The sequence below is a fragment of the Marichromatium gracile genome, assembly GCF_004343155.1.
Taxonomy (GTDB): Bacteria; Pseudomonadota; Gammaproteobacteria; order Chromatiales; family Chromatiaceae; genus Marichromatium; species Marichromatium gracile.
The window spans coordinates 1-24677 of sequence record NZ_SMDC01000007.1 but is presented as its reverse complement, the minus strand read 5'-3'; the positions used below and the strand labels follow the sequence as shown (position 1 = coordinate 24677).

26 protein-coding genes and 1 pseudogene are annotated in these 24677 nt (G+C 67.7%); 10 read left to right on the top strand and 17 right to left on the bottom strand.

From position 1 onward, the window contains the following. The first annotated feature begins 12 nt into the window (after positions 1-12). The 5 genes from hoxU to EDC29_RS11010 are packed head-to-tail and all read left to right on the top strand — an operon-like array spanning position 13 to position 3520. A complete protein-coding gene (gene hoxU, locus EDC29_RS11030) occupies positions 13-744 on the top strand; it encodes a bidirectional hydrogenase complex protein HoxU (RefSeq protein ID WP_123140371.1) in 732 nt (243 codons plus the stop codon). Beyond that, on the top strand, positions 741-1283 hold the full coding sequence (locus EDC29_RS11025; protein ID WP_132229831.1) for an NADH-quinone oxidoreductase subunit B family protein: 543 nt from the start codon (positions 741-743) through the stop codon (positions 1281-1283). The genes hoxU and EDC29_RS11025 overlap by 4 nt, the downstream gene beginning before the upstream one ends. A 23-nt stretch (positions 1284-1306) precedes the next feature. Beyond that, positions 1307-1597 carry a hypothetical protein gene (locus tag EDC29_RS11020; RefSeq protein ID WP_132229829.1) on the top strand — a complete coding sequence of 97 codons (291 nt, stop codon included), beginning with the start codon at positions 1307-1309 and terminating at the stop codon, positions 1595-1597. Between the two features lie 28 nt (positions 1598-1625). Further along, complete coding sequence (locus EDC29_RS11015) at positions 1626-3062, top strand: Ni/Fe hydrogenase subunit alpha (RefSeq protein ID WP_132229827.1); 1437 nt, start codon at positions 1626-1628, stop codon at positions 3060-3062. Beyond that, on the top strand, positions 3050-3520 hold the full coding sequence (locus tag EDC29_RS11010) for a hydrogenase maturation protease (protein WP_123140375.1): 471 nt from the start codon (positions 3050-3052) through the stop codon (positions 3518-3520). The genes EDC29_RS11015 and EDC29_RS11010 overlap by 13 nt, the downstream gene beginning before the upstream one ends. Positions 3521-3614: 94 nt before the next feature. On the opposite strand, the gene pufA (EDC29_RS11005) is transcribed toward EDC29_RS11010, so the two are convergent. From pufA (EDC29_RS11005) to EDC29_RS10960, 10 genes are all read right to left on the bottom strand, one after another. Continuing rightward, complete coding sequence (pufA, locus tag EDC29_RS11005; RefSeq protein ID WP_123140376.1) at positions 3615-3770, bottom strand: light-harvesting antenna LH1, alpha subunit; 156 nt, start codon at positions 3768-3770, stop codon at positions 3615-3617. A gap of 48 nt (positions 3771-3818) precedes the next feature. Further along, the gene (gene pufB / locus EDC29_RS11000; protein WP_062277812.1) at positions 3819-3959 is read right to left on the bottom strand and encodes a light-harvesting antenna LH1, beta subunit; all 141 of its coding nucleotides are present in this window, start codon (positions 3957-3959) and stop codon (positions 3819-3821) included. 88 nt (positions 3960-4047) lie between these two features. Then, entirely contained in the window at positions 4048-4392 is a 345-nt protein-coding gene (gene pufA / locus EDC29_RS10995; protein WP_132229825.1) for a light-harvesting antenna LH1, alpha subunit, read from the bottom strand. Positions 4393-4768: 376 nt separating this feature from the next. Next, positions 4769-6232, bottom strand: a complete 1464-nt coding sequence (locus tag EDC29_RS10990) for a glycogen synthase (RefSeq protein ID WP_132229823.1) — start codon at positions 6230-6232, stop codon at positions 4769-4771. A 3-nt stretch (positions 6233-6235) separates the two neighbouring features. Further along, entirely contained in the window at positions 6236-6991 is a 756-nt protein-coding gene (locus tag EDC29_RS10985; RefSeq protein WP_132229821.1) for a hypothetical protein, read from the bottom strand. A gap of 99 nt (positions 6992-7090) precedes the next feature. Continuing rightward, positions 7091-8320 carry a polysaccharide deacetylase family protein gene (locus EDC29_RS10980; RefSeq protein WP_132229819.1) on the bottom strand — a complete coding sequence of 410 codons (1230 nt, stop codon included), beginning with the start codon at positions 8318-8320 and terminating at the stop codon, positions 7091-7093. Positions 8321-8585: 265 nt separating this feature from the next. Further along, the gene (glgX, locus tag EDC29_RS10975; protein WP_132229817.1) at positions 8586-10682 is read right to left on the bottom strand and encodes a glycogen debranching protein GlgX; all 2097 of its coding nucleotides are present in this window, start codon (positions 10680-10682) and stop codon (positions 8586-8588) included. A gap of 114 nt (positions 10683-10796) precedes the next feature. Next, positions 10797-11951, bottom strand: coding sequence for an MFS transporter (locus tag EDC29_RS10970; RefSeq protein ID WP_123140430.1), 1155 nt, complete (start codon positions 11949-11951; stop codon positions 10797-10799). Between the two features lie 39 nt (positions 11952-11990). Further along, positions 11991-13097 carry a chorismate synthase gene (gene aroC, locus EDC29_RS10965; RefSeq protein WP_123140382.1) on the bottom strand — a complete coding sequence of 369 codons (1107 nt, stop codon included), beginning with the start codon at positions 13095-13097 and terminating at the stop codon, positions 11991-11993. Between the two features lie 77 nt (positions 13098-13174). After that, positions 13175-14524: a TolC family outer membrane protein gene (locus tag EDC29_RS10960; RefSeq protein ID WP_123140383.1), complete on the bottom strand. Its 1350-nt coding sequence runs from the start codon at positions 14522-14524 to the stop codon at positions 13175-13177. A gap of 223 nt (positions 14525-14747) precedes the next feature. On the opposite strand from EDC29_RS10960, the gene EDC29_RS10955 reads away from it, so the two are divergent. Then, the gene (locus EDC29_RS10955; RefSeq protein ID WP_132229815.1) at positions 14748-15707 is read left to right on the top strand and encodes a hydrolase; all 960 of its coding nucleotides are present in this window, start codon (positions 14748-14750) and stop codon (positions 15705-15707) included. 92 nt (positions 15708-15799) lie between these two features. Next, a complete protein-coding gene (locus tag EDC29_RS10950) occupies positions 15800-16210 on the top strand; it encodes a hypothetical protein (RefSeq protein ID WP_123140385.1) in 411 nt (136 codons plus the stop codon). 55 nt (positions 16211-16265) lie between these two features. Here the strand turns inward: EDC29_RS10950 and EDC29_RS10945 are convergent, their stop codons facing one another. Continuing rightward, entirely contained in the window at positions 16266-17282 is a 1017-nt protein-coding gene (locus EDC29_RS10945; protein ID WP_223806094.1) for a DUF2333 family protein, read from the bottom strand. 673 nt (positions 17283-17955) lie between these two features. Here EDC29_RS10945 and EDC29_RS10940 point away from each other — a divergent pair. From EDC29_RS10940 to EDC29_RS10930, 3 genes are all read left to right on the top strand, one after another. Beyond that, positions 17956-18264 (top strand): DUF485 domain-containing protein, encoded by a 309-nt coding sequence (locus EDC29_RS10940; RefSeq protein WP_123140387.1) that lies wholly within the window; start codon positions 17956-17958, stop codon positions 18262-18264. Further along, on the top strand, positions 18261-19994 hold the full coding sequence (locus EDC29_RS10935; protein ID WP_123140388.1) for a cation acetate symporter: 1734 nt from the start codon (positions 18261-18263) through the stop codon (positions 19992-19994). The genes EDC29_RS10940 and EDC29_RS10935 overlap by 4 nt, the downstream gene beginning before the upstream one ends. Positions 19995-20233: 239 nt before the next feature. Beyond that, entirely contained in the window at positions 20234-20605 is a 372-nt protein-coding gene (locus tag EDC29_RS10930) for a PilZ domain-containing protein (protein WP_123140389.1), read from the top strand. 55 nt (positions 20606-20660) lie between these two features. Here EDC29_RS10930 and EDC29_RS10925 read toward each other — a convergent pair whose 3' ends face one another. From EDC29_RS10925 to EDC29_RS10895, 6 genes and pseudogenes are all read right to left on the bottom strand, one after another. Then, positions 20661-21158, bottom strand: coding sequence for a phosphatidylglycerophosphatase A family protein (locus EDC29_RS10925; RefSeq protein WP_123140390.1), 498 nt, complete (start codon positions 21156-21158; stop codon positions 20661-20663). After that, positions 21136-22098, bottom strand: coding sequence for a thiamine-phosphate kinase (gene thiL / locus EDC29_RS10920; RefSeq protein ID WP_132229813.1), 963 nt, complete (start codon positions 22096-22098; stop codon positions 21136-21138). The genes EDC29_RS10925 and thiL overlap by 23 nt, the downstream gene beginning before the upstream one ends. Further along, entirely contained in the window at positions 22088-22597 is a 510-nt protein-coding gene (gene nusB / locus EDC29_RS10915; RefSeq protein WP_123140392.1) for a transcription antitermination factor NusB, read from the bottom strand. Before nusB ends, thiL begins: the two co-directional genes overlap by 11 nt. A gap of 1 nt (position 22598) precedes the next feature. After that, positions 22599-23069 carry a 6,7-dimethyl-8-ribityllumazine synthase gene (gene ribH / locus EDC29_RS10910; RefSeq protein WP_123142589.1) on the bottom strand — a complete coding sequence of 157 codons (471 nt, stop codon included), beginning with the start codon at positions 23067-23069 and terminating at the stop codon, positions 22599-22601. Between the two features lie 14 nt (positions 23070-23083). Then, complete coding sequence (gene ribBA / locus EDC29_RS10905; protein WP_123140393.1) at positions 23084-24217, bottom strand: bifunctional 3,4-dihydroxy-2-butanone-4-phosphate synthase/GTP cyclohydrolase II; 1134 nt, start codon at positions 24215-24217, stop codon at positions 23084-23086. A 295-nt stretch (positions 24218-24512) separates the two neighbouring features. Beyond that, positions 24513-24677, bottom strand: a pseudogene (locus EDC29_RS10895) (IS110 family transposase); the annotation flags it as partial.

The following is a 24677-nucleotide window of genomic DNA, read 5'->3' as shown; positions in this document are numbered from 1 at the left end:
ACGGGAGGGAGCATGCCAGGTCCAGCCAGCCAGCCCAAGGTCCGTGTCGTCACCTTCAGGGTCGACGACCAGGACCTCTCCGCCCGCGAGGACGAGACCCTGATCGAGGTCTGTCGCGAGCACCGCATCCCGATCCCCAGCCTCTGCTACCTCGAGGGGCTCTCGGCCTGGGGCGGGTGCCGCTTGTGCATGGTCGAGATCGTCGGCCAACCACGCCTGGCCGCCGCCTGCTCGACGCGGGTGGTCGAGGGCATGGAGGTGCACACCGACACCGAGCGGCTGCGCCGCTACCGCCGCACCCTGGTCGAGCTGCTGTTCGCCGAGCGCGCCCATGTCTGCTCGGTGTGCGTCTCCAACGGTCACTGCGAGCTGCAGACTCTGGCGCAACGCTGCGGGGTAGACCACATGCGCATGCCCAGACGCGCCGTCTCCTACCCGGTCGACAGCTCGCACGAGATGTTCCGGGTCGATCACGACCGCTGCATCCTCTGCACCCGCTGCGTGCGGGTGTGCGACGAGATCGAGGGCGCCCACACCTGGGACGTGATGGGTCGGGGCAGCGACTGTCGGGTGATCACCGACATGGCTCAGCCCTGGGCCGAGAGCGAGACCTGTACCAGCTGCGGCAAGTGCGTCCAGGTCTGTCCCACCGGAGCGCTGGTCAAGCAGGGCACCTCGGTCGGCGAGATGGTCAAGGACCAGCACTTCCTGCCGATCCTCGCGCGCCGGAGGCATCCACGATGAGCGCCACCCCCAAACTCAAGGTCGCCACCGCCTGGCTCGACGGCTGCTCGGGCTGTCACATGTCGCTGCTCGACATGGACCAGCGGCTGATCGAGCTCAGCGAGCGCATCGATATCGTCTACAGCCCGCTGGTCGATGCCAAGGTGCTGCCCGAACGGGTCGACGTCGGCATCCTCGAGGGCTCGATCAGCAACGCCGACGACCTCGCGCTCGCCCGCCGCTTCCGTGCGCACTGCCGGGTGCTGGTGAGCCTCGGCGACTGCGCGGTCAACGGCAACGTGCCGGCGATGCGCAACCACTTCCCGCTCGAGCAGGTGCTCGCCCGCGCCTATCGCGAGAACGTCACCCTGCAGCCACAGCTGCCCGAGCGCGGGGTGCCGGCGCTGCGCCAGCGCGTGGTGCCGATCCACGGCGAGGTCACCGTCGACGTCTTCGTCCCCGGCTGCCCCCCGAGCGCCGAGGCGATCTGGCAGGTGCTCGTCGCCCTGCTCGAGGGGCGCGACCCCGACCCCAGCGCCTTCACCCGCTTCGGCGCCTGACCAACCCCAGGAGACCACCGGCCATGTCCGACCCCGAGACCGAACAAGGCGTGATCGTCGCCCTGCTCGGGCGACTGCGCACCCAGCGCCTGCCGCGCGCGCTCGACATCAAGGCCAAGGTCGAGCGTGGCGAGGCGCTCGACACCTTCGACCTGAGCTTTCTCGAGGAGGTCTTCGCCGACGCCCGGTCGCTGCAGCCACGCTGGCGCGATCACCCCGAGCTCGGCGGCATCATCGCCTCGATGATCCATCTCTACCACGAGATCACCACCCGGGCGCTCGCCAACGAGCAGGGGCGCGAGACGGGCACCTGAGCCGGCACGCCACGAGCAAGAGGACACCATGAGCCGCACCATCACCATCGAGCCGGTCACCCGCATCGAGGGACACGCCCGGATCAGCCTCCAGCTCGACGACCAGGGCGAGGTCGCCGACGCCCGCTTCCATCTCACCCAGTTCCGCGGCTTCGAGAAGTTCTGCGAGGGTCGGCCCTATCGCGAGATGCCGGCGCTCACCGCGCGCACCTGCGGGATCTGCCCGGTCAGTCACCTGCTCGCCTCCAACAAGGCCTGCGATCATCTGCTCTCGGTGAGCATCCCGCCGGCGGCCGAGCGGCTGCGCCGGGTGATGAACCTTGCCCAGCTGGCGCAATCGCACGCGCTCTCCTTCTTCCATCTCTCCTCGCCCGACCTGCTGCTCGGCTGGGACGCCGACCCGGCCAGCCGCAACATCTTCGGGGTGATGCGCCAGCACCCCGAACTCGCGCGCGACGGCATCCGGCTGCGCCAGATCGGTCAGCAGATCATCGAGACCCTGGGCGGCAAGAAGATCCACCCGACCTGGGTGGTGCCCGGCGGGGTGAGCGAGCCGCTCGGCGCCGAGCAACGCGACGCCATCCTCGGCCTGCTCCCCGAGGGGCTGGAGATTGCCAAGCGCACCTACGACCTCTACAAGGGACTGCTGCCGCGTTTTCGCGACGAGGCGACGCGCTTTGGCAACTTCCCCACCCTGTTTCTCAGCCTGGTCAGCCCCGAGGGACGGCTCGAGCACTACGACGGGCTGTTGCGGGTGAAGGACGCCGAGGGTCGAATCCTCGAGGATCAGGTGCCGCCGCACGAATACCCCCGGCTGATCGGCGAGGCGGTCGAGGACTTCAGCTACATGAAGTTCCCCTACTACAAGCCGCACGGCTATCCGCAGGGGATCTATCGCGTCGGCCCGCTGGCGCGGCTCAACAACGCCGACGCCTGCGGCACCCCCTATGCCGACGTCGCCCTCGCCGAGTTCCGCATGCTGCAGGAGTCCGGACCGGTGAGCAGCAGCTTCCACTATCACTACGCGCGGCTGGTCGAGATCATCTATGCCCTGGAGATGATGGAGCGACTGCTCAGACACCCCGAGATCCTCGACACCCGGGTGCGTGCCCGCGCGCGCAGCAATCGCGACGAAGGGATCGGTGTCGCCGAGGCCCCGCGCGGCACCCTGATGCACCACTACCGCATCGACGAGACGGGGCTGATCACCTGGGTCGATCTGGTGATCGCCACCGGTCACAACAACCTGGCGATGAACCAGAGCATCCGTCAGGTCGCCGCAGCCTATGTCGACGGCAACAGCTTGAACGAGGGCATGCTCAACCGGGTCGAGGCGGTGATCCGCTGCTACGATCCCTGTCTGTCCTGCGCCTCGCACGCCGTCGGTCAGATGCCACTGGTCATCGAGCTGCGCGATCAGCGCGAGCGGCTGCTCGACCGCCTGGAGCGCACATGCCAGTCCTGATCCTCGGCTACGGCAGCCCGATCCGCGGCGACGACGCCTTCGGCCCGCTGCTCGCCGAACAACTCGGGGCGGAGACGAGCGACCCGCGCCTGCGGATCCATGCCCGTCATATCCTCACCGCCGACCTGATCCCGGAGCTGCTCGACTGCGACCGGGTGATCTTCCTCGACGCCGCGCTCGATACCGCGCCCGGCGAGATCCGTTGTCAACGTCTCGACCCGAGCCGCACCGGCGGATCGAGCATGGCCCACTTCCTCGATCCGCGCGAACTGCTCGCCTGGTGCGAGGCCCTCTATGACCACCGCCCGAGGGCCTGGCTGCTCTCGGTCGGCGCCGCCTCGCTCGACTACGCCAGCTACCGGCTCTCGCCCGAGGTCGCGCGGGTGATCCCGGCAGTGCGGGTCCACATCGAGCGCCTGCTCGAACAGACGCCGACCGAGACCGGGAGCGAGGCATGAGCCAATGAAAAACGGGGATGCGCGAACGCATCCCCGTTGATCTGGTTCACCGACGGCCGTCAGAGACCGCTCGGCGACACCGGATCGGTGGCCGTTACCAGCCCAGACCGATCGAGAACACCACCGCGTGCACCGCGAGCGCGATGACCAGCACGGAGAACAGGATCGGCATCAGCCAGGTGGCAGGATTGACGACGAGCCAGATCTTCCAATCGTCATCGGGGTTTTTCGGCTTTGCGATATCGCTCATGACAACTCTCTCTTTGAGTGATGGTCAGGGACGCCGGTGGGCGTGAGATCAGAACCAGGGATTGGCCGCGATGACGAACAGATGGGCGAGCGCAGCAAGCCCGACGAACGCGGTGTAGGTCACCTTGAACTGCTCGTGGAATTCCTTCGCCTGCTGATCGGTCAGTCCGGAAAGACTCATTGGGGTCATCCTCCAAGATGGGTCATGGGTTACCGCGACCGGGGCCGCGGCGGGTGTGCCGCGACGACGAACGGCTCGCCGTCACGACGGAGACGGATCAAGCGGTCTCGGGCATGGCCGGAGCGGCTTCTTCAGCCGGTGCGGCCTCCTCGGCAGGTGCAGCGTCCTCGACCGGCGCGGCCTCTTCGGCGGCAGGCGCAGCCTCTTCGACTGCGGCCGGCTCCTCGACGATGACCACCTCCTCGACGACCACGACCTCTTCGGGCGCGGCAGCCGCCTCGGGCGCCGCCCAACCCTGATCCGGGAGCGAGAAGGCATAGACGTGGACTGCGAGCGCGACGACCAGCACCGCGGCAAGGATCGGAATCAGCCAGGTTGAGGGATTGACGACCAACCAGATCCGGTAATCCTGTTCCATCGGCTTGTAGTCGAATACCTGCATGATTCTCCTCCTCGGCGGATTGCGAATTGAGAGTTCGGTGATCGAGAACCGAATGGCCTGGCAATCAGCCAGACCTTGAAATTCCTCAGAACCCCTTGGGGATCCCAGGTGTCATATTAGCTTGACGCCTTGTGATGTCAATAAAATTGGACAGATGTTTTTAATGGACAGACAAGCCGCTGAATCGGCTTTCATTTCAATTCGCAAGACATTTCATGGTTCGATAATTGCTAGTTTCCCGAGACGACCATGACACCCGGAAATCGACGCACCCCACTCCCCGGTGAGGCTGAAGCCACAGACGTCAGGAAGGTCCCGGAACCATCTCTCACGTCCCGAACCTGGCGCGGCACGCACGCCGCGCCAGACATCGGGATCACGCGCCGAGCAGCCCGCGATAGAGGTCGAGATAACGCGCCGCCGGGCGCCGCCAACCGTGATCGGCACGCATCCCGTTGTCCCGGAGACGATCGAAGTGATCCGGGTGATGGCGCCACAGCCAAGCGGCGCGACCCAGGACGGCATGCACCGCCTCGGTCGTCTGCGCCTCGAACAGATAACCGTTGCGCTCACCCACCGGGCGATCGCTGTGGTTGGCGTCGACCACGGTATCGGCCAGACCGCCGACCCGACGCACCAGGGGGACGGTGCCGTAGCGCATCGCGATCAGCTGGGTCAGCCCGCAGGGCTCATAGCGGCTCGGCACCAGGATCATGTCGGCACCGGCATAGATGAGATGGGCCAGCCCCTCGTCGAAGGCGAGTTCGAGATGGGCATCGGGACAGTCGGCCAGCGCCTCGCGCTTGGCGGCGAAGCGCGCGGCCACCGCCGCATCCGGCGCGGCGCCGAGCAGCACCACCTGACAGCCGAGCGCGAGCGCGCTGTCGATCCCGCCGAGGATCAGCTCGACACCCTTCTGCGCGTCGAGCCGACTGACCACGGCGAGGATCGGCGCGGCGCGCGCGCGCAACCCCAGACGCCGGCGTAACGCCTCGCCGTTGCGGGCCTTGAGCGACAGGCTGTCGGGGCCATAGTGGACGGGGATCAGCGGATCGGTCCGCGGATCCCAGAGCGCGTCGTCGATGCCGTTGAGGATGCCGCCGAACTTGTCGACATGGGCCTGTAGCACCCCCTGCAGCCCCATGCCCTGCCCGGTGTGCAGGACCTCCCAGGCATAGCGCGGCGAGACGGTATTGACGAAGTCGGCACAGTGGATGGCGCCACGCAACAGATTGGCCCGCCCCGGCGCGGCGGGATCGTCGAGCGGCCCCGGACCGAGCAGCGTCCCGACATCGACCCCGAGACGGGCCAACACCGCCGGCTCGATCAGCCCCTGATGGGCGAGGTTGTGCAGGGTGAGACAGACCCGGACCGGGGGCTCGCCGGCATCCGTCACGGCCCATTGCAGCGCCGGCAGCTGCGCACTCTGCCAGTCGTGACAATGGATGATGTCGGGCCGCCATCCGGGGCGGCGCAGCAGCGCATCGGCCGCGCGCGCGAACAGCGCGAAGCGCAGCCCGTCGTCGGGCTCACCGTAGACGTGCGGGCGGCGGAACCAGTCACCCGCCGGATCGATCAGGACACAGTCGAGTCCCTCGGCGCGCAGACGCCAGCAGGTGCACTCGAGCGCGGCGCCATCGAGCGGGATCGATACTGCGACGTCGAGCGGCTCGAGCCGCGAGACGAAAGGCTCCGGCAGCAGCCCGCGATAATAGGGCAGCAGCACCTGGACCTCGACACCGGTCGCGGCCAGGGCGCGCGCCAGCCCCTGGATGAAGTCACCGAGCCCACCGACCTTGGCAAAGGGCGCACACTCGGCGCCGACCATGACCACGCGCATCGCTCAGTCCTCCTCGGTGCGCGACGCCAGCGCTGGCGGATGCTGCGCCAGGATCGCACGCAGCAACTCAGGATCCTCGACCCGACACTCGAACTGGAAGCGCCCACCGGGCCCCACCCGATACGGCTGACCGAAGAGATCGATCTCGCGCCCCGGCGGCGCCCAGCCCGAGACGCACAACCGCGCCTCGACCACGACATCCTCGGCGCGCGGCGAGGGCTGCGCGTACTCCAATCTCGGCGGGGCCTGACCGACCAGTCGCGCCTCCTCCGGCCGCGACACATCGGCAGGCGCGGCGATCGACACCGAGGCGGCGACATCGCCTCGCGCCACGACACCGCGGCGCACCCGCTCGACATCGACCTCGAGCCCGAGTCCATGCGCGAAGGGCTCGGAGCGGGCGATCATCACCCAGCCCTCGGCGCCGTCGGAGAGCCCGAGCTCGGCGCAATAATCACCGCTCGGCGGTCTCTCCACGAGTCCCATCAGCCCATGCGCGCCACCGCTCACCCGTGCCCGCACCACCCGCTCCGCCACCAGCCGATCGCCGGCGCCCGGATCCGCACGCAGCAACCGCACCACCGGACTCGCCCCTCCAGGACCAAAGAGCGCGGCGGCGCGAGCCACATCGGTCGAGGCGAGACACCAGCTCGCCCCGATACCACCGGCGGCGTGCTCGAACAGGGTCACCTCACTGCCACGCCGGGGCGCAGGGAAATCCAGCGACACCGGATACGACATCAGCGATGGATCGACCATCACCGCATCGGCGGCATCGCCGGGACGCGCACTGACCTCGTCCGCGCTGAAGTCTTGGTGGATATCGATCGCTCTGCGCTCCTCTTCAAATCAGCCCCATCAGGCCTCGGCGTCGGCCGACGTCAAGTCGACCGCGCAGCATATCGGAGGCGGCGCCGAGCCGCTCTCTCCCGCGAACTCGGCCAAGGCGGATGCAGCAGCCTCCAGGCGTTGATGCAGATACGGCAGCCAGGACTCGCCCCAGTACAGATAGCAGCTGGTCTCGGCCTCGAGGATCAACTGCCGGGCGCGCGTCAGGTGGCCATCATCGTCATCCTCGCGATATTCGCGCAACAGACTCCAATACCGCTCGCTCAGTCGCACCAGCTCGGTCACCGCCGCACGCTGCGCCCGACTACCGGTCCAGCGCGAGAGCGCGGCGCCGACATCGGCGTCGGTGTTCCAGCAACCGGTCTGGACCCGCGCGTGGACACGTGGATGAAAGGCATCGAGATAGCGTCCGAGCGAGACCGGACGGATCATGCTCTCGCCGGCGCGCCAGCGCGTCATCTGCGGCGCGAAGAAATGACCGAAGAAGCCAGCCTGCTCCTGGGTCTGACGCAGCCAGGCACCATTCTCACCGTCGCACCAGGTGGTGAGCAAACGCGGCTCGCGGGGACGCGGCGAGCGGGCGGCGCGGACACAGACCTCGCGCTCGAAACCATCGGGCTCCAGTCCCGATTGCTGCGCGCCGGAGAGGGCGCGATCGCGCGGCACCACACGGATGCAGGCGCCATCATGACAGGCCAGATAGGGGCGCAGCACGTCGCTCATGCCATCTGCCGGGCGCACATGGCCACCGTCGACCACCACATAGTCGTAACCAGCCTTCACCAGCGCCGGGATCATCTCCATGGTGAAGGCCAGCTCCGGCGGCCAGAACCCACGCGGCGCGCGGCCGAAGGCGCGCTCAATCAGGGCCCGCCCCCGCACCAGTTGCTCGGACCAGTCGGCGCGCGCGATCAACGGGAAGATCGGATGCGAATACCCCGTCCCCACCAGCTCGATGTTGGCCGCCCGGCGATATCGCTCGAGCATCGCCGGGATGTCGACGATGGCGCGATAGCGCGCGACCACCTCAGGATCGAGCAGCTGCTCGAGCAGCACCCCGGAGAAACCGACATGCAACACCGCGACATCGCGAAAGTGCTCGGCATAGCGCAGGACCCGTTCGTAACAACGGATGATCTGCTCGGCCTCCCAGGGGCTGACCTCGATCAGCAGGCGCAGATTGCCCGGGGGCTGGTGCATGTGGAGCCCGAGCGCGTGGGCGATATTGGTGACGGTCATCCGGATCTGAACAGCGGGTCGACGAGTCCCGTGACATCCACGGGCTAGAGCAATCCCACATTAAACAATGGGGCGGGACGGGTAAAGCGCGGGATAGCGGCCAGCGGCCAGCGGCCAGCGGCCAGCGGCCAGCGGCCAGGAGGATTGAACCGCAATGGCGCAAAGAGCGCGAGACAGGCAAGAGCCACCAGCCGTCAGCCGCCGACGCCAGCCCTCGCCCCTGGAGGCTGAAAGCTGGCCGCTGGAGGCTGACGATCGACGCGCCCTACTCGGCCCGCCCCTCGAGCACCACCAGGCTACGGCCGCGCACCAGCAGCACCGAGGCCGGGTGCGGCGGCTGGAGGTCGGGCTCGATCAGGTCGGTCGGTGAGGCCCTGGCGGTATCGAGCGCACGGAACCAGGCAACGCCCGGGAGCTGCGGCAGGGTGAAGCGGCGGGCACAGGGCTCCATGTTGATAGCGACATGGAGCACCGCCTCGGTCTTGTGCAACGGCGCCAGGGTAAAGGCGAGCACCCGCGCCTCGGGGTCATCCCAGGGGGGTTGATCGGGTTCGAGTCCGTGCCAGCGGATGTCGGGCAGCCCCCCGCCAGCGCGCGCCCGACCGCTGAGAAAGCGCCGCCGGCGCAGGCTCGGATGACGCTGGCGCAGCGCGATCAGGCCGCGCACGAAACCCAACATGCTGGCGTTGCGCTCGACCAGCGACCAATCGAACCAGTTCTCGGCGTTGTCCTGACACCAGGCGTTGTTGTTGCCGCCCTGGGTACGCAGCACCTCGTCGCCGGCGAGCAGCATCGGCACCCCCTGACTGAGCAGCAGCAGCGCAAGCAGGTTCTTGGCCTGACGCCGACGCAGCGCCAGCACCTCGGGGTCGTCGGTCTCGCCCTCGATGCCGCAGTTCCAGCTCAGATCGTCGTCGGTGCCGTCGCGGCTGTCCTCGGCGTTGGCGAGGTTGCGCTTGCGGTTATAGGAAACCAGATCCCAGAGGGTGAAACCGTCATGACAGGTGACGAAGTTGACGCTGTTGAGCGGATGGCGGAGGTTGGCCTGGTAGAGATCACTGCTGCCGGCGAGCCGGGTGGCGACCTCGGCCACCAGCCCGGGATCGCCGCGCACGAAACGACGGATCACGTCACGATAGCGACCGTTCCACTCCATCCAGCGATAGCCGGGGAAGCTGCCGACCTGATAGAGCCCGGCGGCGTCCCAGGCCTCGGCGATGATCCGGCTGGTGGCCAGGGTGTCGGAGAGCTCGATCCCCCACAACACCGGCGGGTTGGCCAGCGGCTGACCGTCGGCGTCGCGCGCCATGGCGCTGGCCAGGTCGAAGCGAAAGCCGTCGACGTGCATCTCGCGCACCCAGTACTCGAGCGCGTCGATGATATAGCGCGCCACCAGCGGGTGATTGGCGTTGACGGTATTGCCACAACCGGTGAAATCGAGATAGATGCGCCGATCGAGCACGTCGAGACAGTAGAAGGTCTCGTTGCCGAAGCCCTTGAAGGTCAGGGTCGGTCCCCCCGCCCCGCCCTCGCTGGTGTGGTTGAAGACCACATCGAGGATCACCCCGATCCCGGCGCGATGCAGCGCCTTGACCAAGTCACGGAACTCGCGCCGGTGGCAGCCGGCCTCGGGGTCGACGCAATAGCCCGGGTGTGGCGAGAAGAAGCCGTAGCTGCTGTAGCCCCAGTAATTGCGCAGCCCCGCTCGCCACACCGCCGGCGGCACGTCCTGCTCGTCGAAGGCCATCACCGGCATCAACTCGACATGGCTGATGCCGAGCGCGCGCAGATAGGGGATCTTCTCGATCAGCCCGAGGAAGGTCCCCGGGTGCGCGACCCCGGCACTGGGATGTCGGGTGAAGCCGCCGACGTGCAGCTCGTAGATGATGGTCTCCTCCCAGGCTCGGCGCAGCGGGGTGTCGCCCTCCCAGTCGTACTCCTCGGCCAGCACCACGCCGCGCGGCGAGTCGTGGGGGCGCACGCCCTCGTCCTGACGGCGCCAGCGGTCCCAGTCACAGACGTTGACCGCGCGCGCCCAGGGGTCGACCAGCTCGACCTCCGTGTCGAAGCGCCAGCCGTTGCCCTGCGGATCGAAGGGACCGTCCATGCGCCAGGTGTAGTGGGTCCCCGGCGGCAGATCGACCACCAGCACGTGCCAGGAGAAGAAGGTGTGGTTGACCTCGGGGTCGAGACGGATGACCTGGAAGGGCTCGGCGCTGTCGGCACCGGCATAGAGCAGCAGCTCGGCACCGGTGGCATGACGACTGAACACCGAGAAGTTGACCCCGGCGTCCTCCACGGTCGCCCCCGGCGGGTGACGGTGCCCGGGCAGGGTGTGATACGGAGCATTGAGAACGACCATGACGGAATACGCAGCCCCGGTTGCGAATGCTGCCGGAAGGGACAGCTGAAGAGGTGACGCAGCCGCGGCGTCACAGGCACCGCGAGCATAGCACGGGCGCTCGCCCCGACCGCCTCAGGCGTGCCGCACCGCCGCCGGCGCAGGACGATCGACCCAGCCCCAGGCCAGCACCCAGGCCACCGCCGAGGCCAGCGCCGCGCCGCCGAAGGTCACCAGCGCACCGGCGTCCTCCCACAACAACCCACCGATCAGGCTGCCGGCGGCGCCGCCGGCGCCGAAGCTCAGCGCGCTGTAGAGCGCCTGCCCGCGCCCCTGGGTGCGCCCCGGAAAGGCATGGTGGACCCAATGGATCGCCGCGGCATGGAAGGTGGCAAAGGTCGCGGCATGGAGCAACTGGGCGAGCACCTGCAGCCACAGCAGCTCGACCCAGGCGCCGATCACCAGCCAGCGCACCACCGCCAGGGCCAGACTCCAGAGCAGCACCCGACGCGCCCCGAAGCGCTCGAGCAGGCGGTGCATCACCAGAAAGATCGCCACCTCGGCCACCACCCCCAACGCCCACAGCCCGCCGACGGCGTCGGTACCGTAGCCGTTGGCCTCGAGATGGATCGAGTAGAAGGCGTAATAGATGCCATGGGCGAGCTGCATCAGCAGACAGGCGGCGAAGAAGGCGAGCACCGCGGGCCGGCGCAACAAGGCCCCGATCCGGGGCTCGGTGCCCTTGGCATGCACTGGCGCACTGTCGGGGATCACCAGACTGGTCAACCAGATCCCAAGGAGCAGCGCCAGCACCCACCAGGGCAGGATCGCGAACGACTGCACGTGCAGCGCCATCCCCAGCGCCACCACCACCAGCACGAAGCCGACCGAACCCCACACCCGCACCAGCGCATAGCGCGTCGGCCGACGGCGGAGATGATTGAAGGTCACCGCCTCGAGCTGCGGCAACGAGGCGTTCCAGAAAAAGCTGAACAGCGCCATCGCCAGCGCCGTGGCCCAGAACCCTTCGCCGAAGAAGATCAGCCCGAAGAGCACGACCGAGAGCAGCGCGGCGAGCCGCACCAAGGGCATCCGCCGGCCGCTGCGGTCGGCCAGCTGACCCCAGACCAGCGGGGCGACGACCTTGGTGGCGTAGAGGATCGCCATCAACTGGCCGATGGCCAGGGCATCGAAGCCGCGATCCTGCAGATAGAGCCCCCAATAGGGCACCAACGCCCCGAGCGAGGCGAAATAGAAGAAGTAGTAGCCGGAGAGACGCCAGTAGGGCATGACGGGGGCGCGCGGCGCCACGGGGGCGCGCACGCGGACTCAGGCGCCGGGCGCGCGCGCGGCGATCGGTGGGATCGGCGCCTGGGTGGCGGCGTTCTGGGCGCGGTGGCGCAGCAGATGATCCATCAACACGATTGCCAACACCGCCTCGGCGATCGGCGTGGCGCGGATCCCCACGCAGGGGTCGTGACGCCCCTTGGTGACCACCTCGACGGGGTTGCCGTCACGATCGATCGAGCGCCCGGGAATGCGGATGCTCGAGGTCGGCTTGAGCGCGATACGGACCACCAGGTCCTGGCCCGAGGAGATGCCGCCGAGTACCCCGCCGGCATGGTTGGAGAGGAAGCCCTCCGGGGTCATCTCGTCGCGATGCTCACTGCCGCGCTGCTCGACACAGGCGAAGCCGTCACCGATCTCGACCCCCTTGACCGCGTTGATCCCCATCATCGCGTGGGCGATGTCGGCGTCGAGCCGGTCGTAGATCGGCTCGCCGAGCCCGGTGGGCATCCCCTCGGCGACCACGGTGAGCGCCGCCCCGATCGAATCGCCGGACTTGCGCAGCTCGTCCATGAAGCGCTCGAGCTCGGGCACGCTCTCGCGACACGGCCAGAAGAAGGGGTTGGACTCGACCGCCGCCCAGTCGAAGCCGCGCGGACGGATCGGGCCGAGCTGGGAGAGATGACCGCGGATCCGCACCCCGACCTGCTCGGCCAGATACTTCTTGGCGATCGCCCCGGCGGCGACCCGCACCGCCGTCTCGCGCGCCGAGGAACGACCGCCGCCGCGATAGTCGCGATGACCGTACTTCTGGTCGTAGCAGTAGTCGGCGTGGCCGGGACGATAGCGGGTGGCGATCTCGGAGTAGTCCTTGGAGCGCTGGTCCTCGTTACGGATCAGCAGCCCGATCGGTGCCCCCGTGGTACGCCCCTCGAACACCCCGGAGAGGATCTCGACGGTGTCGGACTCGCGCCGCTGGGTGGTGTGGCGAGACTGCCCCGGCTTGCGCCGATCGAGGTCGCGCTGCAGATCGGCCGCGCACAGCGCCAGCCCGGGCGGGCAGCCGTCGACCATGCCGCCGATAGCCGGCCCGTGGCTCTCGCCGAAACCGGAGACGACGAACAGTTTACCGAGACTGCTTCCAGACATGATCGGGATCCAGGCAACGAGAAGGATTCAGGACAACGGATCGAGCCACGCCGAGCACACCGGCGCGGCCCGACGGATCAATAGGTCGGCGGCGCCACCATGTCGTCGGGATCGAGCCAGGCATTGCCCTTGGCCAGCACCTCGCGACTCAGGGTACTGGTGGCCTGGTGAAGCTTGACCCCATTGACGATGTAGTTGTAGCGCGCGCTCAGGTACTCGAACTCGGCCTGGAACAGGTTGCGCTGGGCGTTGAGCACGTCGACCTGGGTGCGGGTGCCGACCTCGAGCCCGGCCTGGGTCGATTCCAGCGCCGAGCGCGCCGAGACGATCGAGGCCTGACGGGCCTTGACGTCCTCGATGCTCGAGAGGATGCCGCGATAGGCGTCCTTGACCTGCTGGCTGACCTGACGACGGGTCTGGTCGAGTCGATCCTGAGCGGCGCGGAAGTTGTAGCCGGCCTCACGGGTGCGCGAACTCACCGCCCCACCCTGGAACACCGGGATGTTGACGCTCAGACCGACGAAACCGGTGTCGGAGTCGGTGTCGAAGGTCGCATCGGAGCGCGAGATGTCGTAGCCGGCCTGGAGGTTGACCGAGGGGTAGTGGCCGGAGCGCTCGATCTCGATGCCCTTGCGCGCGGCGTTGGCCGCCTCGCTCGCGGCGATGATGCCGTAGTTGCTGCGCAGTGCGGTCTTGGCCCAGACGTCGATCTCGTTGGGTTCGGGCGGCGAGAGCGGCAGGCGGTCGCCGAGGCGCGCCAGCGGTACCTGGATCGGGCCGACGATGGTGCGCAGCGCCTCCCAGGCGTTGTCGAGATCGTTGCGCGCGGTGATCAGGTCGGCGCGCGAGCGGTCGTAGGCGGCCTGACTCTCGTTGACGTCGGTGATCGCCACCAGACCGACCTCGAAGCGCTGGCGCGACTGCTCGAGCTGGCGCTCGTTGGCGCGCAGCAGCGCCTCCTGCACGGTCACCGCGTCGGCAGCGCGCAGCACGTTGAAATAGGCCTCGGTGGTCTGGACCATGAGTTCGAGCTGGGAGTCGCGGAACTCGGCCTCGGCCTGGGCGATGACATGATCGGATTGCTTCAGGGTCATCCAGCTGGCGCGGTCGTAGACGGTCTGGTTGACCACCGCCTGCAGCCCCTGGGTGCCGTACTTGTCATAGCGGTCGAAGCTGCCGAAGGTGCTGGTACCGCTGCTGTCGACGCTCTGATAGTCGATGTCGCCCTGCACGCTCAGGTTCGGCAGCAGCAGTGCCTGAGCCTGGGGGCGGGCTTCGCGGGAGGCGAACAGACGCTGTTCGGCCTCGCGCAGGGTGGGCGCGCTCTGCGCGGCCATGTCATAGATCTGCAGCAGATCCTCGGCCTGGCTCAGCGGCGCGATCCCGCACAGAAGAGCCGTGATCAGGGTCGGAAGGGTTTTCCGCATCGGATTTGGTTTCCTGGGTGCAGACCCGCGCACGACGGCTGGAGATCGTGCTTGGATCCGGAGGCGATGGTTCCAATCGAGACGGGATTCCGTCATCATGCTTGGATTGCAGTATAGGGGAGAAGCGGGCCCGCCCTCAATGCGTCGGCGCCCTGCCCCGACCGGACGTCCCCGCACCGCGCAGACCGCCCGCCGTTCCCCGCTCACAAGGATTCCCCCAACGATGGCACGTCTCGTCGCTAGCGACTTCCGTCCCGCCTGGTGGTTGCCCGGCGCCCATCTGCAGACCGTCTGGCCGGCGCTGATGCGCCGACGCCCGCCGCTCGACCTGACCCCGAGACGCATCGAGCTCAGCGATGGCGACTTCATCGATCTCGCCATCGGTCGCCCCGTCGGTCCGCGGGTGGTGTTGATCCACGGGCTCGAGGGCAACCTCGAGTCGCACTACGCCGGCTCACTGATCCACGCCCTCGAGGGCACCGGCTTCCAGCCGGTGTTCATGCACCTGCGCGGCTGCTCGGAGGCGCCCAATCGGCTCGATCGCTCCTATCACTCGGGGGCCTCGGAGGACCTCGCCGAGGTGCTCGAGCAGCTCGCCGCCGACCCCGAGGGCGAGCCGCTTGCGGCGGTCGGCTTCTCGCTCGGCGCCAACCTGTTGCTCAAGTATCTCGGCGAGCGCGACACCGCGCGGGTCGGCGCAGCGATCGCCGTCTCCGTCCCCTTCGTGCTGCGCGACGGCATGCTGCGTTTCAATCGTGGGCTCTCGAGGGTCTATCGTCGCTATCTGCTCGACCGGCTCAAGGCCAACCTGCGACGCAAGTTCGCCGACCGCCCCCTGCCGCTGGCGGTCGACCTCGAGCGGATCGGCGACTTCAACGACTTCGACGACCAGATCACCGCACCGCTCAACGGCTTTGCCGGTGTCTTCGACTACTACAGCCGCTCGAGCTGTCGCGGCTATCTGCGCGGGATCACCACCCCGACGCTGATCATCCACGCCGCCGACGACCCCTTCATGTATCCGTCCACGGTCCCGATGGCACACGAACTCGGCCCCGGCGTCACCCTGGAGCTCAGCCGCCACGGCGGCCATGTCGGCTTCGTCTCCGGCAGCCATCCCTGGCGCCCGATCTATTGGCTCGAGCAGCGTATCCTCGCGCAGTTGCGCGACCTGCGCGGCTGAATCGCCACCCTCAGCCCCGGGTATCGCCGAGCGGCGTTCAGCCCGGGGCTTCTATGCTAGTCTTCGCCCATTTTCGAAGGAGAGTCCCGCCGATGCCGCTTGCATTCGCCCCCGTCCTCGCCGCCGCCCTGCTCGCACTGAGCCTGGGCGGTTGCGCCACCCCCGAGACCAGCAGTGACTTCAAGGCCCAGGACCCGCAGTCACAGACCTGCCTGGCACGCTGCGAGATCGCCAGCACGCATTGCGAGCAGCGCCAGCAGATCCGCGAGACCGAGTGCCAGACCCATATTCGCATGATCGGGGAAGACTACGAGACCTGTGTCGCCAATCGCGGCGCCGGCTGCCTGAAGCCCGACGTCTGTCTTGGCGCGGACCTGCGCATCTGCCGTATCCAGCGCGAAGAGTGCGTGGCCGCCTGCGCGGCGAGCCACCGCGCCACCACCGCACCGAGCGACGTCGAGGCGGCAGCGTCCGCTGAGAAGGAAGAGCAGGCCGAGGGCTGAACGCCCCCGGCCAGGTAGGATGACGAACGGGCGGCGGTCGTGCCGCCCGCCCCGTTCAGCCCATCTCGAGCAGCGTGCGCAGCTCGATGATCGCCGCGTTGGCCCGTGAGATGTAGGAGGCCATCACCAGCGAGTGATTGGCCATCGGGCCGAAGCCGGTACCGTTAAGGATCAGCGGGCTCCAGATCGGGCTCTGCGTCTCCTCGAGCTTGCGGATGATCTGGCGCAGCGAGACCAGCGCGTTCTTGTTCTCGAGCACCGACTTGAAATCACCCTCGATTGCCTGGAGGGTGTGGAGCAACGCCCAGGTGTAACCACGCGCCTCGAAGAAGACGTCGTCGATCTGGTTCCACGGCGTCTTCTGCACCCGCTCCTCGGGGACCGCCGTCGACTGACGCGCGCTTGGGTCGCCAGCCAGGTCGGTGTTGAGCTGACGCTGCCCCACGGCATAGGACAGACGCTGCGCCAGACTCCCCAGACGCTTCTCCACCAGCCCCAGATACATCGTCAGGTTGTCGGCGCGGGCAAAGAACTGACCATCCTGAGCGCGCTCGTCGGAGAGTCGCTCAAGATAACGATAGAGCGCATCGGCACCCTTGCGGTACTCGGACTCGCTCGAGGGCAGGATCCAGGAGTTGGCGTTGTAGTTGAACTGCGGCTGGGCGATCTGCAGGTCGACGTCCTCGATCGACTGCGACTGGGCACGGCTGAGGTGATTGCGCAGCGAGTCGACGAGGTCGCGCACCTCGGTCAGGGCACCGAACTCCCAACTGGGGATATTGTCGAGATAGACCCCGGGCGGCATCACATCATTGGAGAGATAGCCACCGGGCTTGTCGAGCAGGGTCTCGACGATGCGGATGGCGGTGGCCGTGGTCAGGGTGCCCGGGACCAGTCGGGCCTCGTCGCCCCCGACCATCTCCAGTGCGCTCTCGCGCACATCGAACTCGCCGGGCGAGCGCGACCAGACGATGCCGAGCACCAGTACCACCAACAGATAGGTGACCAGAAATACTCCGCTGGTCCACCAGAGGCCCCGTTCGCGCCAGATGCGCGGGTTGTAGAGTTCCATTAAATTCTTGGCTCGTCGACGGATCGCGGCCCTGAGGCCGGATAGATTCAGGTCCATCACTTGACTCCTTACTGACTGAAAGTCTGACAAGGACGCAGCCCCCATGGCGGTACGGGGGACAGCGTCCCGAAATTCGTCGTACCGCGGCCCGGGCCACGCCGATGCGCTACCCGACGAGCGAGAGGCCCGCGCCCACCTCGAGTGATTGCGGACAGACAACCGGGCGTGTCGGGCGCAACCCGCCCTGACATCAAACCCGACCCTACCATTCTCGCCCCGAGACCGGCCCCGGGTCCATGCGGTGTTGCCTAGAGACTGCACCATGCGCCGAACGTTCCCCAAGACACATGCGCCATCGCCATCGGTAACCACCATGCTCGCGCACGGAAGACACGTCTCGTCCACCTTTGATGCTGTGTGCGCCGGTGCAGTTTCACAATCCACCCGATTGAGATAACGCATCAACTTTTTGTTGACATCGGCGAGGAATGACCAAGAGAATCGGTCTTTCCTTTTGTTTTGTGCGGAAAGCGACAAGCGCACCGCGTCCCCGCTGAGCTGGACCCGAAACACAGACATCGAGCGCCGAGCGGCACTGGTCTGGGGCCGCAGGCAGCGGCGCGCGGCGCCGAGTCGAGGCACAGACCCCACTCATCGTGTTTCGGATAAACCCATGCAACGAGAATCGATCGACGCTATCGAGGCGAATCCGCGCTATCAACAGCTGGTCAGATCACGCAAGCGCTTCGCCTGGGTGCTGACCCTGCTGATGCTGGGCATCTATTACGGCTTCATCCTCACCATCGCCTTCGCCCCTGAACTCCTGGCGATCCCGGTCGCCGAGGGCGCGATCATGACCATCGGCATGCCGCTCGGTGTGGTCATCATCCTCAGCGCCTTCCTGCTCACCGGCATCTACGTGGTGCGCGCCAACGGTCACTTCGACCGCCTGACCAAAGAGATCCAGGAGGAGGCACGATGAGACGCTTCGCACCCTGGGGCGTACTCGCCGCCCTGCTCATCCCCTTCGGTCTCGCCGCCGCCCCGGCAATGAGCGGCGCGGTGGAGAAACAGGCGGTCAACGTCACCGCCATCAGCATGTTCGTCGCCTTCGTCGTCGGCACCCTCGGCATCACCTACTGGGCGGCGCGCCGCACCCGCAGCGCCAAGGATTTCTATACCGCCGGCGGCGGCATCACCGGCTTCCAGAACGGTCTGGCGATCGCCGGCGACTACATGTCGGCGGCCTCCTTCCTCGGCATCTCCGGGCTGGTCTTCGCCTCCGGCTACGACGGCCTGATCTACTCGATCGGCTTCCTCGTCGGCTGGCCGGTGATCATGTTCCTGCTCGCCGAGCAGATCCGTAACCTCGGCAAGTTCACCTTCGCCGACGTTGCCTCCTACCGCTTCGGCCAGACCCAGATCCGCACCATGGCCGCGCTCTCCTCGCTGGTCGTGGTCGCCTTCTATCTGATCGCGCAGATGGTCGGCGCCGGCAAGCTGATTCAGTTGCTGTTCGGTCTCGAGTACTGGATGGCGGTGGTCGCCGTCGGCGTGCTGATGATGGTCTACGTCATCTTCGGCGGCATGACCGCCACCACCTGGGTGCAGATCATCAAGGCGGTGCTGCTGCTCTCCGGCGCCACCTTCATGGCCTTCGCCGCGCTCTCGGCCTTCGGCTTCTCCCCCGAGGAGATGTTCCGCCAGGCCACCGAGATCCACCCCAACGGTCTCGACATCATGGGACCGGGCTCGCTGGTGCAGGATCCGATCAACGCCATCTCGCTGGGGCTGGCGCTGATGTTCGGCACCGCCGGCCTGCCGCACATCCTGATGCGCTTCTTCACCGTCCCGGATGCCAAGGAGGCGCGCAAGTCGGTGTTCTACGCCACCGGCTTCATCGGCTACTTCTACATCCTCACCTTCATCATCGGCTTCGCCTCGATCGTGCTGCTCGCCCAGCACCCCGAGTTCTTCAAGCCCGAGGCACTGAGCGCCGAGGGTGCGGTACTCAGCGAGCGCCTGGTCAGCGGGGTCGAGGGCGGCTCCAACATGGTCGCGATCCGGCTGGCCGAGGCCGTCGGCGGCAACCTCTTCCTCGGCTTCATCTCGGCGGTGGCCTTCGCCACCATCCTCGCCGTGGTCGCCGGGCTGACCCTGGCCGGCGCCTCGGCCATCTCCCACGACCTCTATGCCAGCGTGATCGCGCGCGGTCGCGGCAACGAAGCCACCGAGATCCGCATCTCGCGTTTCGCCACCTTCGGGCTGGGACTGGTCGCCATCGCACTCGGCATCGCCTTCGAGAGCCAGAACGTCGCCTTCATGGTCGGCCTGGCCTTCGCGATCGCTGCCAGCGCCAACTTCCCGGTGCTGGCCGCCTCGATCTTCTGGGGGCGGATGACCACCCGCGGAGCACTGGCCGGCGGTCTCGCCGGTCTGCTCAGCGCGGTGGTGCTGACGGTGCTGTCGAAGGCGGTGTGGGGCGATGTGCTCGGTCACACCGCGCCCGGCCCCGACGGCACCCCGGTGCCGGTCGGCCTGATCGGGCTCGACAACCCGGCGATCGTCTCCATCCCGATGGCCTTCTTCTTCATCTGGCTGGTCTCGCTGCTCGACAACTCCGAGCAGGCCCAGCGCGAGCGCAGCGCCTATCGTGCCCAGCGCATCCGCTGCGAGACCGGGATCGGCGCCGAGGGGGCCGCGAGCCACTGAGGTCCCACTCACCGCCCGCGCACGCGGGCGGTGGGCGTCGAGGCGCAGGGACGCGCCACCACTGCTCCGATCGTCCGGGCGCAACGCCCGGACGCCCCTCATCTCCCGCCCCGCATCCCTCCCGTTTTCGCCATCTACGGCCCACTCACCCGGCAGCACCGGACGCAGCAGCGTCTATACTGGATAAAAACAAGAAAAACAGCGGATTAAACAGGCAGCCCCGGGAGGATGAAAACACCATGTACGCAAATCGCGATGATGCCGAACGCCGCCGCTACGAGCGCCGCGAATGGACCGGTGAGGCGCGGCTGATCCCGCTTTCCGGAGAACGGATCGAGCGACGTCAGCACATCTATCACGTCAACGGCCACGACATCGGCGAGGGGGGGATGTGCATCAGCGCCGGCGAGCGCTTCGCCATCCGCTCGCGACTGCTGCTGGAGATGGCGCTCGAGGATACGATCGAGCCGCTGCAGGTGACCGGCTCGGTGGTCTGGGTCGAGGCCGGACACGATGCCCAGCGCTGGATGATCGGCATCGCCTTCTGTGCGCCGCCGGCCTATCCGCCGCGCATCGACCGTCACACCACCGCCGAGACCCACGCCCACTGAGTCCGCCGCACGCGCCAGCAGGACGGCGCGCCCAGTCTCATCACCCCCCTTCCGATCAGAGCAACCAGACCGCGCCGAGGAGCACCAGCGCGGCCATGGCACCGGCGATCAGGTCATCGAGCATGATGCCGAGCCCGCCCTCGACGTGACGATCGGCGAGGCGCACCGGCCAGGGCTTCCAGATATCGAACAGCCGGAACAACAGGAACCCGGCGAGGATCCAGCCCCAGCCGGCGGGGGCGACCGCCATCGTCAGCCAGAAACCGACGAACTCGTCCCACACGATCGCCGAGGGATCATGCAGCCCCAACTCGCGCGCGGTGCGCCCACAGGCCCAGATACCGATGCCGGTGGCGAGCACCAGCAAGCCGAGATAGAAGGGCCAGGACAGCCCGGCGAACAGCAGATAGAGCGGGATCGCCGCCAGGGTACCGAAGGTGCCGGGCGCGCGCGGCGCCAGCCCCGAGCCGAACCCGAAGGCGATCCAATGGTGTGCGCGACGCGGATCGAAGCCCGCGCGCGCCGGGCGCTCAGGCGCCGGCGAAGTGGTCATAGCCCTTCCTCGTGGGGTTCAGCACGGTGCCGTCTGGCAGCAGGCAACGCAGCGCGTCGTCATCGCCGCGGATGATACCGACCGGGGTCAGACGACAGCCGAGACGCTGCCCCAGCGCCAGGATCTCACCGTCGCGACCGGGCGGCGCGCAGAAACAGAGCTCGTAGTCGTCGCCGCCGGCGAGCGCGAGCGACCAGTCCGCGCGCGCGGCCACCGCCTCACCGAGCGGCAGCGCGCCGAGCTGCAGCTCGGCGCCGACGCCGGAGGCGGCGAGCACATGCCCGAGGTCGGCGACGAGCCCATCGGAGAGATCGATCGCGGCGCTGGCGATGCCGCGCAACCCGCGCCCGAGCGCGACCCTCGGGGTCGGACGTTCGAGCCGCGCGCGCAGCGCCGGATCGGGATCGCGACCGGCCTGCAGCTCGACGAGCGCCAGCGCCGCGTCGCCCAGGGTGCCGCTGACCCAGATGCGATCGCCCGCACATGCGCCATCACGACGCAGCGCCGCTTCGGGCGGCACCAGCCCCTGGAGCTGCAGGGTGATGGTCAGCGGCCCCCGAGTGGTGTCGCCACCGACCAGCCGCACTCCGTGGGCGCGGGCCAGCTCGCCGAGCCCGGCGGCGAAGGCCGCGAGCCACGCCGGATCGGAGGCAGGGAGGGTCAGCGCCAGGGTCGCCCAGGCGGGCTCCGCGCCCATCGCGGCGAGATCGCTGAGGCTCACCGCCAGGGTCTTGTGACCGAGCGCGTGGGGATCGCAGTCGGGGAAGAAGTGGACGCCGGCGACCAGGGTGTCGAGGCTGACGGCCAACGACTGCCCCGGCGGCACCCGCAACAGGGCGCAGTCGTCGCCGACCCCGAGCAGCACATCCTCGCGTGCCGCGCCGAGCCCGGCGAAGTGCGCCCCGATCAGCGCGAACTCGGCGCCGGGTTCAGCCGTCACCGTCGGGACGTTCGGCGGCGCGCCGCGCCACCGCCTGATGACGGGCGATCTTGTCGAGTACGCCGTTGACGTACTTGTGGCCCTCGTGGGCGCCGAGCAACTTGGTGAGCTCGACGGCCTCGTTGATCGCCACCCCGTCGGGGATCGCCGCCGAGAACAGGATCTCGAAGGCGCCGATACGCAGGATCGCCAGCTCCACCGGATCGACCTGCTCGATCGGGCGATCGAGAAAGCGGGTGAGCTGGGCGTCGATCGGCTCGATGCGCTCGGGGACCCCGGCGAGCAGCTGCTCGAACAGCTCGAGGTTGAAGCGAAAACGGTGCGCCGAGGCCAGCGTCTCGTCCTCATCGATGCCCTGCAGCGATGCCGAGACGGCATCGAGCCAATCCGGGTCATCGAGCATGTGGCGCTTGATCGCCATCGGGTCCTCACCGGTGAGACGCCACTGGTAGAGGGCCAGCGCCGCATAGCGACGCGCCTGGGTGCGTGGACTCACCATTTCAGTCGAACTGCCGTGCCAGCGAGACCATCTCCAGCGCCGAGAGCGCGGCCTCGGCGCCCTTGTTGCCGGCCTTGGTGCCGGCACGCTCGATCGCCTGCTCGATGCTGTCGACGGTGAGCACGCCGAAGGCGATCGGCAGCCGGTGGCTGAGACCGACCTGGGCGAGCCCCTTGACGCACTCGTTGGCGACGTACTCGAAGTGGGGGGTGCCGCCACGGATCACCGCGCCGAGGGCGACGATGGCGTCGAAACCGCCGCGCGTGGCGATCTGTTCGGCGGCCACCGGCATCTCGAAGGCACCGGGCACGCGCACGATGGTGATGTCCGACTCCTCGACACCGTGACGACGCAGCGCGTCGATCGCGCCCCGCTCCAGGCTATCGACGACGAAGTTGTTCCAGCGCGCCACCAGCAGACAGAAGCGGGCGCCATCGGCACGCATGGTGCCTTCGATGGTATGAATGGTCATCTCGGTTTGTCCTCTCAGGATTGGCGACCACCGGTGTACTCAACCACCTCCAGGTCGAACCCGGAGATGGCATGCATCGACTTCGGCGCGCTCATCACGCGCATCTTGCGCACGCCGAGATCGGCGAGGATCTGCGCGCCGATACCGAAGGTGCGCAGCGTATGACCGTCCTGCTGCCGGCGCGGCGGCACCTCGTCGTCACGGTCATGGAAATCGAAATCCTTGATCCGCGCCAGCAGATCCTCGGCTCGATCGCGGTTGCGCAGCACCACGATCACCCCCTCGCCGGCCTCGCCGACCTGACGCATCACGTCGCGCAGCGGCCAGCCGCAGGCGCCGTGATCGGCCTCGAACAGATCGCAGAGGCTGTTTTGCAGGTGCACCCGTACCAGGGTGGGGTGCTCCGGATCGATCTCGCCGAGGGTCAGCGCCAGGTGCAGCTCGTGATCGATGCTGTCGCGATAGGCGTGCAGCTTGAAGGTCCCGTAGGGCGTGGGCAGCTCGCAGCCGCTCTCGCGCACCACCGCGCGCTCGTTGCGCACCCGATAGTGGATGAGATCGGCGATGGTGCCGATCTTCAGCCCGTGGGTCTCGGCGAAGCGCTCGAGATCGGGGCGGCGCGCCATGGTGCCGTCCTCGTTGAGGACCTCGACGATCACCGCCGCCGGGGTGAAACCGGCGAGCCGGGCGAGATCGCAGCCGGCCTCGGTATGACCGGCGCGCACCAGCACCCCGCCGGGTTGGGCGATCAGCGGAAAGATGTGTCCGGGCTGCACCAGATCGCGCTCGGTCGCGTCAGGCGCGACCGCGGCGCGCACCGTGGTCGCACGATCGGCTGCGGAGATGCCTGTGGTGACGCCCCGGGCGGCCTCGATCGAGACGGTGAAGGCGGTCGCGTGCGGGGCCTGGTTGTCGTTGACCATCGGCGCCAGACGCAGCTGCTCGCAGCGCTCACGGGTGAGGGTCAGACAGATCAGCCCGCGACCGTACTTGGCCATGAAGTTGATCGCCTCCGGGGTGACGCAGTCGGCCGGAAGCAGCAGATCGCCCTCGTTCTCGCGATCCTCGTCGTCCATGATCACCACCATGCGCCCGGCGCGCAGCTCGGCGATGATCTCCTCGGTCGTGTTCAGGCCGGTATGGCTCATAGCAAATTGGGTCTTTTCGAGCGAAGCCGTTAAGTTTAACAGACGGCCAAGCACCTGCGTGGACGGAAGCGGCCGCAAGTCAGCCTCCAGCCATCGGCATCCAGCCGCCAGCAGGCGTTCTCTCCCGCCGTCGCCAATGGAACGACGCCCCGCCACACCCTAGGATGAACAAAGCGCAGCGCGCCCATCAAGGGTTCAGCGACCAGCGACCAGCGACCAGCGACCAGCGACCAGCGACCAGCGACCAGCGACCAGCGACCAGGAGATTGAAACCGCAAAGATACCGTCTTTCCCGTCAAGCCGCGGAAGCGTAATCGGGCTGGTAGGGACGACGGTTCTTGAACACGCCGAAACAGATGTGGGCAAGTTTCCGCATGGCAGCGCCGAGGGCGACCATCTTGGGCTTGCCGCGCGCCAGGAGGCGTTCGTAGAGGTCCTTGACGTGAGGGTTGTAGCGAAT

Excerpts from the sequence above, each read along its gene's own strand:
- EDC29_RS11015 (WP_132229827.1), top strand. The coding sequence starts at position 1,626 with ATGAGCCGCACCATCACCATCGAGCCGGTCACCCGCATCGAGGGACAC.
- nusB (WP_123140392.1), bottom strand. The coding sequence starts at position 22,597 with ATGGTGAGTCCACGCACCCAGGCGCGTCGCTATGCGGCGCTGGCCCTC.
- glgX (WP_132229817.1), bottom strand. The coding sequence starts at position 10,682 with ATGGTCGTTCTCAATGCTCCGTATCACACCCTGCCCGGGCACCGTCAC.
- EDC29_RS11025 (WP_132229831.1), top strand. The coding sequence starts at position 741 with ATGAGCGCCACCCCCAAACTCAAGGTCGCCACCGCCTGGCTCGACGGC.
- EDC29_RS11010 (WP_123140375.1), top strand. The coding sequence starts at position 3,050 with ATGCCAGTCCTGATCCTCGGCTACGGCAGCCCGATCCGCGGCGACGAC.
- EDC29_RS10930 (WP_123140389.1), top strand. The coding sequence starts at position 20,234 with ATGTACGCAAATCGCGATGATGCCGAACGCCGCCGCTACGAGCGCCGC.
- EDC29_RS11020 (WP_132229829.1), top strand. The coding sequence starts at position 1,307 with ATGTCCGACCCCGAGACCGAACAAGGCGTGATCGTCGCCCTGCTCGGG.
- EDC29_RS10985 (WP_132229821.1), bottom strand. The coding sequence starts at position 6,991 with ATGGTCGATCCATCGCTGATGTCGTATCCGGTGTCGCTGGATTTCCCT.
- EDC29_RS10980 (WP_132229819.1), bottom strand. The coding sequence starts at position 8,320 with ATGACCGTCACCAATATCGCCCACGCGCTCGGGCTCCACATGCACCAG.
- pufB (WP_062277812.1), bottom strand. The coding sequence starts at position 3,959 with ATGACCCCAATGAGTCTTTCCGGACTGACCGATCAGCAGGCGAAGGAA.
- EDC29_RS10960 (WP_123140383.1), bottom strand. The coding sequence starts at position 14,524 with ATGCGGAAAACCCTTCCGACCCTGATCACGGCTCTTCTGTGCGGGATC.
- EDC29_RS10970 (WP_123140430.1), bottom strand. The coding sequence starts at position 11,951 with ATGCCCTACTGGCGTCTCTCCGGCTACTACTTCTTCTATTTCGCCTCG.
- ribBA (WP_123140393.1), bottom strand. The coding sequence starts at position 24,217 with ATGAGCCATACCGGCCTGAACACGACCGAGGAGATCATCGCCGAGCTG.
- aroC (WP_123140382.1), bottom strand. The coding sequence starts at position 13,097 with ATGTCTGGAAGCAGTCTCGGTAAACTGTTCGTCGTCTCCGGTTTCGGC.
- EDC29_RS10950 (WP_123140385.1), top strand. The coding sequence starts at position 15,800 with ATGCCGCTTGCATTCGCCCCCGTCCTCGCCGCCGCCCTGCTCGCACTG.
- pufA (WP_123140376.1), bottom strand. The coding sequence starts at position 3,770 with ATGAGCGATATCGCAAAGCCGAAAAACCCCGATGACGATTGGAAGATC.
- EDC29_RS10925 (WP_123140390.1), bottom strand. The coding sequence starts at position 21,158 with ATGACCACTTCGCCGGCGCCTGAGCGCCCGGCGCGCGCGGGCTTCGAT.
- EDC29_RS10955 (WP_132229815.1), top strand. The coding sequence starts at position 14,748 with ATGGCACGTCTCGTCGCTAGCGACTTCCGTCCCGCCTGGTGGTTGCCC.
- EDC29_RS10990 (WP_132229823.1), bottom strand. The coding sequence starts at position 6,232 with ATGCGCGTGGTCATGGTCGGCGCCGAGTGTGCGCCCTTTGCCAAGGTC.
- ribH (WP_123142589.1), bottom strand. The coding sequence starts at position 23,069 with ATGACCATTCATACCATCGAAGGCACCATGCGTGCCGATGGCGCCCGC.
- EDC29_RS10935 (WP_123140388.1), top strand. The coding sequence starts at position 18,261 with ATGAGACGCTTCGCACCCTGGGGCGTACTCGCCGCCCTGCTCATCCCC.
- EDC29_RS10945 (WP_223806094.1), bottom strand. The coding sequence starts at position 17,282 with ATGGAACTCTACAACCCGCGCATCTGGCGCGAACGGGGCCTCTGGTGG.
- hoxU (WP_123140371.1), top strand. The coding sequence starts at position 13 with ATGCCAGGTCCAGCCAGCCAGCCCAAGGTCCGTGTCGTCACCTTCAGG.
- pufA (WP_132229825.1), bottom strand. The coding sequence starts at position 4,392 with ATGCAGGTATTCGACTACAAGCCGATGGAACAGGATTACCGGATCTGG.
- EDC29_RS10940 (WP_123140387.1), top strand. The coding sequence starts at position 17,956 with ATGCAACGAGAATCGATCGACGCTATCGAGGCGAATCCGCGCTATCAA.